General features: G+C 68.3%; 12 protein-coding genes and 1 pseudogene. 8 read left to right on the plus strand and 5 right to left on the minus strand.

Features of this window, described 5'->3' with window-relative positions; all coding sequences use genetic code 11:
- Position 1 precedes the first annotated feature (1 nt).
- The 6 genes from AC3ANW_RS01095 (at position 2) to AC3ANW_RS01120 (ending at position 7,407) form a co-directional block, all read left to right on the plus strand.
- Positions 2-358: a DUF2946 family protein gene (locus AC3ANW_RS01095; RefSeq protein WP_488343371.1), complete on the plus strand. Its 357-nt coding sequence runs from the start codon at positions 2-4 to the stop codon at positions 356-358.
- A 116-nt stretch (positions 359-474) separates the two neighbouring features.
- The gene (locus AC3ANW_RS01100) at positions 475-2,604 is read left to right on the plus strand and encodes a TonB-dependent siderophore receptor (RefSeq protein ID WP_488343372.1); all 2,130 of its coding nucleotides are present in this window, start codon (positions 475-477) and stop codon (positions 2,602-2,604) included.
- Between the two features lie 12 nt (positions 2,605-2,616).
- Positions 2,617-4,197 (plus strand): ABC transporter substrate-binding protein, encoded by a 1,581-nt coding sequence (locus AC3ANW_RS01105; protein ID WP_488343373.1) that lies wholly within the window; start codon positions 2,617-2,619, stop codon positions 4,195-4,197.
- Complete coding sequence (locus AC3ANW_RS01110; RefSeq protein WP_488343374.1) at positions 4,194-5,159, plus strand: ABC transporter permease; 966 nt, start codon at positions 4,194-4,196, stop codon at positions 5,157-5,159. The genes AC3ANW_RS01105 and AC3ANW_RS01110 overlap by 4 nt, the downstream gene beginning before the upstream one ends.
- A complete protein-coding gene (locus AC3ANW_RS01115) occupies positions 5,156-5,989 on the plus strand; it encodes an ABC transporter permease (protein ID WP_488343375.1) in 834 nt (277 codons plus the stop codon). Before AC3ANW_RS01110 ends, AC3ANW_RS01115 begins: the two co-directional genes overlap by 4 nt.
- Positions 5,986-7,407, plus strand: coding sequence for an ABC transporter ATP-binding protein (locus AC3ANW_RS01120; RefSeq protein ID WP_488343376.1), 1,422 nt, complete (start codon positions 5,986-5,988; stop codon positions 7,405-7,407). Before AC3ANW_RS01115 ends, AC3ANW_RS01120 begins: the two co-directional genes overlap by 4 nt.
- A 60-nt stretch (positions 7,408-7,467) precedes the next feature.
- On the opposite strand, the pseudogene AC3ANW_RS01125 reads toward AC3ANW_RS01120, so the two are convergent.
- A pseudogene (locus AC3ANW_RS01125) lies at positions 7,468-7,776 on the minus strand (AraC-like ligand-binding domain-containing protein); the annotation flags it as partial.
- A gap of 127 nt (positions 7,777-7,903) precedes the next feature.
- On the opposite strand from AC3ANW_RS01125, the gene AC3ANW_RS01130 reads away from it, so the two are divergent.
- Both AC3ANW_RS01130 and AC3ANW_RS01135 read left to right on the plus strand, forming a co-directional pair.
- On the plus strand, positions 7,904-9,142 hold the full coding sequence (locus AC3ANW_RS01130) for a dienelactone hydrolase family protein (protein ID WP_488343377.1): 1,239 nt from the start codon (positions 7,904-7,906) through the stop codon (positions 9,140-9,142).
- 76 nt (positions 9,143-9,218) lie between these two features.
- Positions 9,219-10,202 carry an FAD-binding oxidoreductase gene (locus AC3ANW_RS01135; protein WP_488343378.1) on the plus strand — a complete coding sequence of 328 codons (984 nt, stop codon included), beginning with the start codon at positions 9,219-9,221 and terminating at the stop codon, positions 10,200-10,202.
- Between the two features lie 6 nt (positions 10,203-10,208).
- Here AC3ANW_RS01135 and AC3ANW_RS01140 read toward each other — a convergent pair whose 3' ends face one another.
- From AC3ANW_RS01140 to AC3ANW_RS01155, 4 genes are all read right to left on the minus strand, one after another.
- A complete protein-coding gene (locus tag AC3ANW_RS01140) occupies positions 10,209-10,871 on the minus strand; it encodes a GntR family transcriptional regulator (protein WP_488343379.1) in 663 nt (220 codons plus the stop codon).
- Between the two features lie 75 nt (positions 10,872-10,946).
- Positions 10,947-11,948 carry a TRAP transporter substrate-binding protein gene (locus AC3ANW_RS01145; protein ID WP_488343380.1) on the minus strand — a complete coding sequence of 334 codons (1,002 nt, stop codon included), beginning with the start codon at positions 11,946-11,948 and terminating at the stop codon, positions 10,947-10,949.
- Between the two features lie 59 nt (positions 11,949-12,007).
- A complete protein-coding gene (locus AC3ANW_RS01150) occupies positions 12,008-13,270 on the minus strand; it encodes a TRAP transporter large permease (RefSeq protein WP_488343381.1) in 1,263 nt (420 codons plus the stop codon).
- A 1-nt stretch (position 13,271) separates the two neighbouring features.
- Complete coding sequence (locus AC3ANW_RS01155) at positions 13,272-13,904, minus strand: TRAP transporter small permease (RefSeq protein ID WP_488343382.1); 633 nt, start codon at positions 13,902-13,904, stop codon at positions 13,272-13,274.
- Between the last annotated feature and the right edge of the window lie 125 nt (positions 13,905-14,029).

Below are 14,029 nucleotides of genomic sequence, written 5' to 3' on the forward strand. Positions count from 1 at the left end.
AGTGAAGCTCCGTCCCTTCCTGCTAAGGCTCCTCTTGATCGCGGTGTTCTTCACCGGGTCGGCAGGCACGCCACTGCACGAAGCCGCGCACCTCCGTCAGCTGGCCGACGTCATCCGGCAGGCCGCCATGGCGCAGCATCCGGAAAACGAAGGCGGCGAGCCGCCCGCACAGGAAGCCGACGCACCCTGTGCCTGGTGCCTGGCCAGCTCCGTCGCAGCACTCGCGACACCCGCTCAGAACACCGCAGCGGCGACGCCCGAGACCCGCGGGTTGCCTGCAACCCCACGCAAGACGGCGTTCATCGTGTCCTCCGGCCGTTGGCGTTTCGCCTCCCGGGACCCGCCCGCCAGCAGCTGAAAGCCCCACCACCCGTGGTGGCGCGGTCGCAGAACGACCGCTCCGTTTTCAAAAATACCTCTCTCCGGCCGGGCCGCTGAACACCGCCCCGGCGGAGCGTTCCTGTCTGGCATTCCATGAAATTCCCTTCCGAGAACAAGCGGCCGTCTGCCCGCGTTCCCATCGCACTGGCGGCGGCTTTCTGCGCTTCACCGCTTCAGGCGCAAACCGAACTCTCCACCGTCCACGTCAAGGCAAACGCAGACACTCCGGCGTACCACGCCGAAGAAATCTCCGGCGCCAAGACCGAACTCCCGCAGCGCGAACTGCCACAGGCGGTCAAGGTTCTCAACCGCCAGGCCATCGACGACCTCGGCGCCACGCGGCTTGACGAAGTGCTCGACTACGCCAGCGGTGTCAGCCGGCAGAACACCGTCGGCGGGCTGACGGACGCCATCGCCATCCGCGGTCTGCCGGGCAATGAAGACACGGGCATGAACATGCTGCTCAACGGCTTCGCCGCCGCCCGTGGCTACAACGCTCCGCGCGACCTGGCCGGTGTGGAAAGGGTCGAGTTCCTCAAAGGACCGGCCGCAGCCCTGTACGGGAGCAGCGAACCCGGCGGCACCCTCAACATCGTTTCCAAACGCCCGTTGTGGGCCAACTACAGGTCGGTGCAGGTGCAGGGCGGCAACCAGGGCCTGCGGCGTGCGTCGGTCGATCTGAGCGGGCCGGTCAGCGACAACTTCGCGTACCGCCTGAACCTGGCGGCCGAGAAACGCAATGGTTTCCGCGACTACACAGGCTCCGAACGCGAGGTGGCGGCCCCGGCGTTCACCTGGAAGATCAACCGCGACACGGCGCTGGAATATGCCGGTGAATACCTGCGCCACTCGGCCCCGTTCGACCGTGGTGTGGTGGCCGTCAACAACCAGCTGGGCGCGCTGCCCGTCAGCCGTTTTCTGGGCGAGCCCGCCGACGGCGACGCCACCGCGCTCAACCAGAGCCACCAGTTCATCCTGTCGCATGACTGGAACGCCGACTGGCGCAGCCGGGTGTCGCTGTCGCAGCGCGAGGCTTCCATCAAGGGGTTCTCGACCGAAGCCACCGCGTTGCAGGCCGGCGGCCTGCTGACCCGCCAGCGGCGCTATCGCGACTACGGTTCGGACGACACCGCGATCCAGGCCGAACTGCAGGGCAAACTGAAAACCGGCGGCATCGAACATGAACTGCTGTTCGGCCTGGAGAGCTACCGCTTCAAGCTCAACACCTATCTGCTGCGGGCCAACCCTACGGCGGCCGCGCCTTACGGCATCGACATCTACCACCCGGTCTACGGCCAGGCGCAGCCCGACCCGCCGCTCAACACCAACACCCGCGAACTGCAGCGCAACACCGCCTTCTACGTGCAGGACGTGCTGAAGCTGTCGCCGCAATGGCGGCTGATGGCCGGCCTGCGGCTGGACCGGTACGAACAGACGCTGCTCAACCGCCGAACCAGCGGCAGCACACACCAGGAGCCATCTTCCACTTCGCCACGCATCGGCCTGAGCTGGCTGCCGACCGACCAGTGGACGGTGTATGCCAACGCCGGCAAGTCATTCCGCCCCAACAGCGGAACCGACGCGGCGGGCAACGGTTTCGACCCCGAGACCGGCCGGGCGATGGAATTGGGTGCCAAGTGGGAAAACGCCGAAAAGACGCTGGGTGCCAACGCCGCGTTGTTCGACATCCGCAAACAGAACGTGGTGACAGGTGACCCGGCCAACCCGGGCTTCTCGGCCGCTGCGGGTGAAGTCAAGAGCCGGGGTGCCGAGTTGGACCTGTCCGGCCAGGTCGGCCGTCACTGGCGCATCAACGCCGCGCTGGCATACACCGACGTGACCGTCGCCCGCGACAACACGCTGCAGGTCGGCGGCCGCCTGCTGAACGCGCCGCGTGTCAACGGCAGCCTGCTGGCGCTGTATGAAAACGCCCTGGCCGACGGCCGGCGCTACAGCTTCGGCGGCGGCGTCACCCATGTCGGCAAACGCCTGGGGGCCGCGCGCACCCAGGCCGAGGCCAATGCCGGCACACCGGCCTTCGAGCTGCCGGGCTACACCACGGCCAAGCTGGTGGCGTGGTGGCAGGTGTCGCCCAAGGTGCGCCTGACATTCGACGTGGACAACCTGTTCAACCAGACCTATTACGCCAGCTCCTACAGCCGGGTGTGGGTGGCCCCGGGCACCGCCCGGCTGGTCACCGCCGGGCTGCGGGCGCAGTTCTGACCGATGCCTGAAATGACCCTGACCGATCGCTCCGGACGACGTTTCCCCATCTCCCGCCGCCATGCGCTGCAGGCCGCCGTGGCCGGGCTGGCGACCGGCTCGCTGCGGGTTGCCGCGCAGCCCCCGGCCGCCGAACCCCGGCCGCTGCAGATCGTCGGTTCCTGGGAGATCACCGGCCTGGCGCCGGCCAACAGCGGCTACATGTTCACGCGACTGCAGGTGACCGAAACGCTGATGGGCGCCGCCGACGACGGCACGCCCGAGGCGGCCCTGGCCGAGCGCTGGGCCGTGTCGGCGGACGGCCTGGTATGGCGTTTCTTCCTGCGGCCGAAAGCCCGTTTTCACGACGGCACGCCCGTCACCGCAGCGGCGGCGGTGCGCTGCCTGCAGACCGCCCGCGTGGCACCTTCGCTGCTCAGCATCGCACCCATCCAGGCGGTGGAGGCCGAGGGCGACGGCACGGTGGTTTTCAGGCTCGGGTCAGCTTACGCCGGCCTGCCGTCGTTGCTGGCGCACAGCAGCACCATGGTGCTGGCGCCTTCGAGCTACGAACCCGGTGGCAAGGTGCGGCGCGTCATCGGCAGCGGGCCTTACCGCATCGAGACGCTGGCCCCGCCGCAGTCGGTGGAGACGGTGGTTTTCGATGGTTACGACGGTCCGCTTCCGGCTGTCCGGCGGGTGCGTTACCTGACGGTCAGCCGGGCCGAGACCCGCGCCCTGATGGCCGAGAGCGGCCAGGCCGACCTGGCCTGGGCCATCGACCCGGTCAGCATGACGCGGCTGAAGAAACGGGCCTCGGCGCACATCGAGGTGGCGACCCTGCCGCGCACCGCCGCCCTCAAGCTGAACGCCGGCCATCCGGCCATGAAGGATGTGCGGGTGCGCCGTGCGCTCAGCCTGGCCATCGACCGTGCCGGCATCGCCAGGGCCCTGCTGCGCGACCCGGAGCTGGCGGCCGGCCAGCTGTTCCCGCCCACCCTGAAGGGCTGGCATGACCCGAGCCTGCCGCCGCTGGTTCATGACCCCGCAAAGGCGGTGCACCTGCTGGCCGAGGCCGGCTGGAAACACGGCCCGGACGGCCTGCACGATGACCGGGGCCGTCCGCTGCGCCTGGTCATGCGCACCTTCGTCGACCGGCCCGAACTGCCCGTCCTGGCGTCGGCCCTCCAGGAGCAGTTCCGGCAGGTCGGCATCGCGGTGCAGGTGGCCGTCGGCAATTCGGGCGACGTGCCGCTGGGCCACCGCGACGGCAGCCTGGAACTCGCCCTCATCGCCCGCAACTACGCCACCGTGCCCGACCCCACCGGCACGCTGCTGCAGGACTTCGGCCCCGGGGGCGGCGACTGGGGTGCGATGGGCTGGTCCAGCCCGGCGCTGCAACAGGCGCTGACCGAACTGGCGCACGGCACGGCCGGCGCCGACCGCATGCTGGCCCGGCGCAGCCAGGTCGCCCGTGTGCTGCAGGACGAACTGCCCATCATCCCCGTCGCCTGGTACCGCCAGCAGGTGGCGGTCAGCCCGCGCCTGATGGGCGTGCAGCTGGACCCGCTCGAACGTTCCTATCGACTGACCCGCATGGCGTGGCAAGCATGAAATCCTCAAGTTCCGCCTGGACCACGCTGCTGCTGCAGCGGGCTTTCCAGATCGTGGCGCTGGCCTTCCTGGTCGGCACCCTGTGTTTTTTCATGGCGCGTTCGCTGCCCGGCGACATGGCGACCCGCATCGCCGCCGGTCGTTACGGTTACGACCTCGTCAACAACGCCGCCGCCGACGCGGTACGGCTCGAACTGGGACTCGACCGGCCGCTGTGGCTGGCGCTGCTGCATTGGTGGGGCGAGATCGCCCGGCTGGACCTGGGCCTGTCGGTGGTCTCCGGCAACACGGTCTGGGCCGAGGTGCTGCACCAGCTGGGCACGACACTCGAACTGTCGGTCGCCTCGCTGCTGGTCGCGGCGGCGGTCGGCCTGCCGCTGGGTGTGTGGTCGGGCCTGCACATCGGTGGCTGGGTCGACCGCGCCACGCTCGCCCTGGCGGTGCTGCTGCGCGCCATGCCACCCTTCCTGCTGGCAGTGCTGCTGATGGTGTTGCTGGCAGTGCAGCTGGACATGGTGCCGGTGGCTGGCGACGACCACCACGGCAGCGTGCTGCTGCCGGCGCTCACGCTGGGCCTGGGCCTGGCTGCCGGGCTGGCGCGGGTCACCCGTGCGGCCATGCGCGATGCGGCGGCCTCGCCTTCGTTCGAATTCGCCCGCATCAAGGGGCTGACCGACCGGCAGGCGCTGCTGAGGCACGGTTTGCGGCAGGCGGCGGTGCCGGTGATCGCCTACCTGGGCGTGCATGCGGTGTTCCTGGTCGAAGGCGCCGTGGTGGTCGAAACCCTGTTCGCCTGGCCCGGCATCGGCCACGCGCTGGTGCATGCGGTGTTCGGCCGCGACGTACCGATGATCCAGGGCACGGCGCTCTGCATGGGCCTGCTGTTCGTGTTGTTCAACCTGCTGGTCGATGCGGCCTGTCTGGCGCTCGACCCGCGCCGCCGGACGGGAGCCTCGTCATGAGCGCCGTGCTGGACATTCCGGAAGTGACGCACCGCCTGCGCCGCCGCCATTCGCTGCGCCGGCGCGCCGGACTGGTGCTGCTGACGGTGGTGGCGCTGTTCTCGTGGTTCGGCCCGTGGCTGATCGGCATCGATCCGCGGGTGCAGACCCTGGCCGACAGCCTGTCTCCGCCCGGTGCCACGTACTGGCTGGGCACCGATGTGCTGGGCCGCAGCGTGCTGGCGCGGCTGGCGGCTGCCGCGCAGCTGTCGCTGGGCCTGGCGCTGCTGGCGGCGCTCACCGCGGCTGTGCCCGGCGTGCTGCTCGGCGTGACGGCCGCCTGGCGCGGCGGGCGTGTGGAACGTGCGCTGGTCATGCTGTCCGACGCGGTGCTTTCGGTGCCCGGCCTGCTGCTGGTGCTGCTGTTCGCCGCTCTGGCACCGGGCCGGCACTGGGCGCTGTATGTCGGCCTGTCGCTTTCGCTGTGGGTCGAATATTTCCGGGTCAGCCGTGCGGCCGCACGGCCGGTGCTGGCGGGGGATGCGGTGCAGGCATCGCGCCTGCTGGGTTTCGGGTCCGGTCACCTGCTGCGCCGACACCTGCTGCCGGCCCTCGCGCCGGTGCTGGCCACCTTGCTGGCCTTCAGCGCCGCACAGGCCGTGCTGGCGCTGGCCGCGCTGGGTTTCGTGGGCGTCGGCCTGCAGCCCCCCACACCCGAGCTGGGCTTGATGATGATCGAATTCCTACCCCACTACGAAGAAGCACCGTGGCTGATAGCCGCCCCGGTCGCGCTGCTGATGCTGCTGGTGCTGGGCATGATGCTGCTGGCCGGCGACGGAGAAGAAACATGAGCGCCGCATCCGTCGATTCGGCCCTGCTGGCGGTCGAAGGCCTCAGCGTACGCATCGGGTCGCGTCACCTGCTGCGCGAACTGTCTTTCACCCTGCGCCCCGGAGAGGCGCTGACCCTGCTGGGCGAGAGCGGCGCCGGCAAATCGCTGCTGGCCGAGGCGGTGATGGGCAGCCTGCCCGACGCGCTGCAGGCCGGCGGTTCGGTGGTGATGGAAGGCCGCCGCAGCCGTGCCGACGACCAGCGGGCGCGCCGGTCCCTTTGGGGCCGCACGGTGGCGCTGCTGCCGCAGGAGCCGGCCATCGCGCTCGATCCGCTGATGCGCATCGCGCCGCAGTGGGCCGAGACCGGACGGCTGGTGCGTGGCCTGCCGGCGGCAGCCGCCGGAGCGGCGGCCCGGGCCGGGCTGGCCGGTGCGGGCCTGGCCGGTTCGGACGACAAGTTCCCCTGGCAACTTTCCGGCGGCATGGCGCAGCGCGCGGCGGCCGGCATCGCCATGGCGGGCGGTGCCCGGATCCTGCTGGCCGACGAACCCACCAAGGGCCTGGACGCCCACTGGCGCGACCGCACCGTCGACCTGCTGCGTTCGGTGCAGCAGGCCGGCGGTTGTGTCGTGGTCATCACGCACGACCTGCGTGTGGCGCAGGCGCTGGGCGGCCAGCTGATGGTGCTGCGCCAGGGCGAAGTGGTGGAGCAGGGCGACGCCCACACCATCCTGGCCCGGCCCGTCCATGCCTTCACCCGGCAGCTGATCGCGGCCGACCCGGCCCGCTGGCCGCGGCGGACGGCACCCAGGCAGGGCTCGCTGCTGCTGGATGCGCAAGGCCTGGGCAGGAGCTTCGGCGACAACATGCTGTTCGACGGCATCGACCTGCAGCTGTCTGCCGGCGACAGGCTGGTGGTGCAGGGTTCCAGCGGCTCCGGCAAAAGTTCGCTGGGCAATGCCCTGCTGGGGCTGCTGCCGCTCGATCGGGGCACGGTGAAACGCAGCGCCGGCGTGTCGGCCACCAGCTTCCAGAAGCTCTACCAGGACCCCGCCGCTTCCTTTCCGCCCAGGGTCAGCCTGGGCACCGCCCTGCGTGATGCCGCACGGCTGCACGGCACGGCCTGGTCGTCGGTGGAAGACCGGCTGGGCAGGCTCGGCGTGGCGGGCGACCTGCTGGCGCGGCGGCCTGCGCAGGTGTCCGGCGGCGAACTGCAACGCATCGCTCTGGCCCGGGTGCTGACCGCCCGACCGGCGCTGCTGTTCGCCGACGAACCGACCTCCCGGCTCGACCCGGTCACCCAGCAGCAGGGCGTGGCCGTGCTGCTGGACGCGCTGGACGAAACCGGCGCCGCCTTGCTGCTGGTCACCCACGACGACGACATCGCGCAGTCGGTGGGCACGAAATTCCTGCGCCTGGGGCGCATGCTTGCATGAGATTGCCTGCCCGGCCTCGGCCGTCAGCTGGCGCCCATCGCTCAGGATGTCGACCGAACCCGGCAGCGGCATCTGCACCAGGAAGAAATCGTCGAACGCACCGGAGTTGATCTCGACCTTGGGGCCGTAGTGCAGGATCATCATCTTGGCCCTGCGTGAATGGGCGATGTGCAGGCTGTAGTCGATGTCGCCCGCGCCGCAGCGCAACCGGTGCTCCGACAACTCGTGCCCCAGCTGGCGGCAGAAATCGTGGATGCTGGTGGTGCGGAACACCGGGCTGCGGTAGACCCGGGACAAATCCATGGCGTGGGGAACACGCTCATATCGGCCTCGTCGATGGGCTGTTTTGTGGAAGGGTTCAAGCAACATGCATGCCGATGGCGCGGCGGATCCCCTGATGCGATTTCTGGCCAGCAGACGCCATTTCCGGCTAGCGCGAGCTGGTGAATCCGTGTCTCATGCCACCATCGCACCCCACCCAGAAATTCAGTAACCCATGCATTCCACCTTGACCGTCACCGCCCTGGATGGCACCGGAATTTTCTCTGCCCACATCGCCTTCCCGGCCTCCGGCCGTGGCCCCGGCGTGGTCATCTGCCAGGAGATCTTCGGCGTCAACGCCGACATGCGCGCAGTGGCCGCGCAGTACGCCGAAGAAGGCTACGTGGCCATCGTGCCCGACCTGTTCTGGCGCGAGAAACCCGGCATCGAACTGGGCTTCGGCCCGGCCGATTTCGAGCAGGCCGTCGGCCATCTGCAGAAGTTCGACCTGGACAAGGGCATCGAGGACATCCAGGCCTGCCTGAACCTGCTGCGCACCCTGCCCGAGGTGGACACCACCGTGGGCCAGGGCCTGGTCGGCTTCTGCCTGGGCGGCCGGCTGGCCTACTTCGCCGCCTGCCGCACCGACGCGGCCGTGTGTGTCGGCTACTACGGCATGGGCATCGAAAACGCACTGCCGGAAGCGGTCAACATCGAGGGCCGGCTGGTGCTGCATTTCGCCGAGCTGGACCACTACTGCACGGCCGACGCGCGGGCGCAGGTCGCCGCCGCCATCGGCGGCATGAAAGGCGTGGAGATCTACACCTACCCCGGCGTGGACCATGCCTTCGCGCGCGCCGGTGGTGCGCACTTCGACAAACTCGCGTCGGCGATGGCGCACCAGCGCACCATCGCCGCGCTGAAACGCGAGATCGGCCCCGAGTTCGACCTGTCGGCCCTGTGGGAAAAACATTGCGAATACGAGTTCGGCACCCGCAATGTCGAAGACACCATGGCGACCATGGTGGCCGAGCCTTACGTCAACCACATCCCCACCATGACCGGCGGCGTGGGTTACCGCCAGCTCTACCGTTTCTACAAGCACCACTTCGTGCACGGCAACCCGCCGGACATGGCCATCAAGCCCCTGTCGCGCACCATCGGCGCCAATCAGATCGTGGACGAATTCATCATGGAATTCACCCACAGCACCGAGGTCGACTGGATGCTGCCCGGCCTGGCGCCGACCGGCCGCAAGGTGGCGATTCCCATGCTGGGAGTCATCCGTTTCATAGGCGACAAGCTGAGCCACGAACACATCTACTGGGACCAGGCAAGTGTGCTGGTGCAGATCGGCATGCTGAACCCGGCCGGGTTGCCGGTGGCGGGTGCCGAGACCGCGCACAAGCTGCTCGACGAAACCCTGCCGTCGAACACGCTGATGGCGCGCTGGAGCGGCAGCGAATCGCTCTGACCCAGGCATCCAGAAGCGGACAGCCGTCGGCTGTAAACGGATAGCGGCGGCGGGCGGCGGTTCCTAGACTGACTGCATGGAAACCACCGCCACCCACCGCATCCACCTGTTGCCCAGCGGCCTGGGCTTCGACTGCGGCGCAGAAGAACTCCTCCTCGACGCCGCGCTGCGCCAGGGCGTGCTGCTGCCGCACCAGTGCAAGACCGGCAGCTGCCGCAGTTGCCGGGCAACCGATACCGCGGACGGCAGCCCGCTGCTGTTGTGCCAGGTACGTCCGTCATGTGACATGCGCCTGAATGCCACCGTGCTGGCCGAGGGCCAGGTGGTCCGCAAGCTGCCGGTGCGGGTGCAACAGCTGCAACGCCTGGCAGACGACGTGGCGGTGCTTTTCCTTCAGCCGCCCGAGGGCCAGGAACTGGCCTTCCAGCCCGGCCAGTATGTCGACGTGCTGCTGCCCCGCGGCCTGCGCCGCAGCTATTCGCTGGCCGCCCGGCCCGGCGCCGGCCCGGTGCTGGAGCTGCATGTGCGGCATCGGCCCGGCGGCACCTTCACCGAACAGGTCTTCGGGCGTCTGAAGGAACGCGACGTGCTGCGTCTGGAAGGCCCTTACGGCGCCTGCGGGCTGCAGGTCGAGGGCGAAAGCCCGCTGCTGCTGCTGGCGACCGGAACCGGTTTCGCGCCGGTGAAAGCCATCGTCGAACACGCCATCGCCACCGGCAGCGAGCGGCCGATGACGCTCTACTGGGGCGGCCGTACCCCGGCCGACCTCTATCACCATGCGCTTTGCAAGGCCTGGGCGGCGGCGCATCCGTGGCTGGTCTATCGTCCGGTGCTGAGCCGGGCATCGCCCGAACACGCCTGGGGCGGCCGCACCGGGCGCATCCACGACGCGGTGATGGCCGATTTCCTGGACCTGTCGGCCTATGCGGTCTATGCCTGCGGTTCCCCGGCGATGGTGGACGAGGCCCGCTCCACGCTGTGCAGCCAGCGCGGGCTGCCGGCCGATGCTTTCCATGCCGACGCCTTCACCAGCGCGGCGGCGCCGGCCGCGGTCGCCTGAAGGCGCTCAGGCGTCGATCACCTTGCGGGTGAACAGCGTCAGGTAGTCCATCAGCTGGTTGGCGCCCTCGGCCGCCTCGGGGCCGTCGCCGCGGGCGATGCTCTCGGCCATGATCAGGTGGGCCTCAGCGCCTCGCACGATCTCTCCCTCGTGCTGGTAGGCGTACCAGAAACGTCGGCACTGCACGGTCAGCGGCACCACCGCGTTGACGGCGGCGAGGTTGTTGCAGGCCTGGTGGTTGACATGGTCGAGGTCCTGGTCGGCGGCCATGTAGTCGTCGAGGTTGCCGCGCTCGGCGGCCTTGACCATCTTTTGGGCGCAGGCCACCAGGGCCTTGCGCTGCACCGGGCTGGCGCGGCGTGCCGAATAGCTGGCGATGAGGCGTTCCAGCACCCGGCGGGTCTCGATCACGTCGAGGTGGTCGGCCACGTCGATGTTGGATACCAGCAGGCCGCGCCGGGGCTGCTGCACCACCAGGCCGATGGACACCATGCGCATCAGGGCCTCGCGCACGGGGGTGCGGCCCAGGCCGGTGAGTCCGGCCAGTTCGGCTTCGACGACGGGGCTGCCCGGCTCGATCTGCAGCTTGCAGATGTACGACTCGATCTTGTCGTAGGCCAGGTCGGCGGCGCGACGTTTGGGTTCGCGTTTGACGATGCTTACGGGCATGGAGAGTCGTGGAAAGAAGACAGTTGGAGATTATCCGGCCAGGGCCGGGCACCCCTGCCGGACGGTCACGCAGGTTTACAGCGTGGCGCCGACGGTGCGCAGTTCGGCGATGGCCGGTGCCTTGGGCAGCCAGGCCTTGTCGAAGGCCTCGATGGCGGGTTTGGTGTCGAAGCTCGACAGGTCGCGGAACACGATGGGCGTCTGCTTGAACTTCTCGATCAGGCCGGCCTCGGTGGTCACGATGTCGTTGATCTGCAGGTCCAGCGCCTGGCCGGTCAGCTGGCGGATCAGGTCGCGGTCCCTGACGTCCAGCGTGGCCCACACCCGGCCGGAGAAAAGCGGTGCGAAGGGCATGAACAGCGCGTTCATCGGCATCAGCACCTTGGACACCTTGTCGAAACGCTGGTTCCACGACAGTTCGACGTCGGCTTCCAGGCCATCGACCTGGCCGTTGGTCATGGCGTCGAACACACCCGGCGTGGGGATGGGCGTGGGCGCCGCACCGAAATATTGGTAGAAGTCGCGGTACACCGGCGTGGGGTTGATGCGCAGCTTCAGGCCCTTCAGGTCGTTGGGTGTCTTGATGTCCTTGGTGGACAGCACGATACGCATGCCGGTGATGCCCCAGCCCAGGCCGACGCAGCCGGTTTCGCGCGGCAGGACGTCGAGCAGCCTGACGGCGGCGGGGGTCTTCACCAGTTTGGCGACGGCCGGCGTGGAACGCACCAGGTAGGGCGCGTTGATGGCCGCCACGGACGATACCCGCGAGCCCAGTTCGGCCGCCTGGATCCAGCCCATGTCGAGGGCGCCTGACTGCATCTGCTGCATCATCACCGACTCGTTGCCGAGCTGGCCCGAGTGGAAGACGGTGACCGTCAGCCGGCCGTCGGTGGCCTTGGCCAGCGCCTCGCCGAACTGCAGCGCGGCCCGGTTCCACGAATGCCCGGCGGGCGTGATGATGCCCAGGCGAAGCTCCCTGGCGGCGGCCGCGCGCGACGGCGTGACGAAGGCCAGCGGCGATGCCGCGGCGGCAGTTGCGGCGGTGGTCTGCAGGAAATGACGACGGTTCAGGGTCATGGAAAAAGCTCCGTGAAGAACGATGGGTGGCGAGGACGGGAAACGGGCGAAGCCGGCGGTCAGAGCAGGCCCAGCGAGAGGCCAGGGAACAGCGACAGCATCACCAGCGCGACGCAGCTGATGACGAAGAAGGGAAGGGTGACGATGAACATCTTTCCGGGCTTGGCGCCGGTCACCGCGGCGGCTACGAAGAAGCTCAGGCCGACCGGCGGGGTCATGAGCCCGAGCACCAGGTTGATGACGATCACCACGCCGAAGTGGCGCGGGTCGATGTGATAGACCTCGGTGGCGATGGGCAGCAAGATCGGTGCGGTCATGATCAGCCCCGGAATGCCGTCGATGACGGTGCCGATGACCAGCAATATGACGTTGACCAGCAGCAGGAAGGTGACCGGGTCGTGCGCCACGGTCTGCACCCACGCGGCCACCATCTGCGGCACCTTGCCGTAGATCAGCAGCCATGAAAACACCGAAGCGGCCGCCACCAGGAACAGCACGATGGCCGAATAGATGGCCGAACGCAGCATGATCCCGCCGAGGTCCGAAAACCTGAATTCGCGGGTGACATAACGGCCCACCAGCACCGCGCTGACGGCACCGACGGCCGCCGCTTCGGTGGGATTGGCCAGGCCGGTCAGGATGGAGCCGACGATGACCAGGGGAATCAGCAGCGTGGGGCTGGACACCAGCACCGTATGGGCCCGCTGGCGCAGGGTGCGTTTCTCGCTGCGCGGATAGTTGTAGACCATGCCCATGCAGGCGATGACCACGAAGAAGAGCGCAGTCAGCAGAAAGCCGGGGAGGATGCCGGCGATCAGCATGTCGCCCACGGCCACCTGGGCCAGCACGCTGTAGACCACGAACATGACCGACGGCGGGATGATCGGGCCGAGCATGCCGCCGTACACGGTCAGGCCGGCGGCGAAGGTCTTGTCGTAGCCCTGCTTTTCCATCTCCGGAACCATCACCTGCGACATGATCGCCACCTGTGCGGTGGCCGATCCGATGATGGAAGACACCAGCATGTTCGCCAGGATGTTGACGTACGCCAGGCCGCCCTTGACCGAGCCCACGAAGGCCATCGACAGGTCGACCAGCCGGCGGGTGATGCCACCGCTGTTCATCACCTCGCCGATGAGGATGAACAGCGGGATGGCGATCAGGCCGTAGCTGTCCACACCCGCGAACATCTGGGTGGCATACGACTGCAGCAGCACCGGGTTGCCGGTGGCGTAGATGTAGAAGATGCCCGACAGGCAGAGGCACAGGCCGATGGGCACACCCACCAGCATGATCACGACGAAGAAGATCGAGGTCAGCATGTCAGTTCACCGCTTCGGGGTTGGCCGCGGCGAACGCGGGGTGCTTGCGCTGGGGTGCCAGCCGCAGGTCTTCGAGCAGGTTGGCCAGGGCGTGCAGGCTCATGCACAGGGCGAAGATCGGCATGATCAGCTGGAGCATCCACACCGGCCATTCGAGTGTCTGGGTGCGTTCGGTGTAGAGGAAGTTGAAGGAATCCGCCGCGTATTCCTTCGCATCGAAACCCTTGCGGGCGATGCCCACCGGGTCCATCCAGATCCAGCACATGGCCAGCAGCGCCAGCGCGAAGATCAGCACGCCGGCAGTGGCGACGATCTTGGCGATGCGGGCGTTTTTCTCGCCCAGCTTGTCGGTCACCATGGTCACCGCGAAGTCGAGCCGCAGCCGGGTCATGGCGGAGGCTCCGACGAAGGTCAGCCATACCACCGCGTACACCGACGCCTCGTCCACCCAGTAGAGCGGGAAACCGCTGTAGCGGGTGACCACGTTGAGCAGGATCAGCGCGGTCAGCAGCGACATCAGGAAGGTGAGCAGCCAGCGCTCCAGCCGCAGCAGGGCGTCGGAGGCGTTCAGTACCCAGCGCACGGGTGCCGGGGGCGGGCGTAGCGAGACGTTCGAGCTTGCGGTTTCGGCCATGTGCTTCTTCTGGACTGCGTGTTGTAGGAGCGGCTGGTGACTGCGGTCGTGGTCTGAAAATACCGTCGATATATTTTCGATATCCGATGAGAGGCCCAAGCAAATTGGATGCCCGGGGCCGCCTG

It is taken from the genome of Xylophilus sp. PBN-3R, assembly GCF_057747805.1.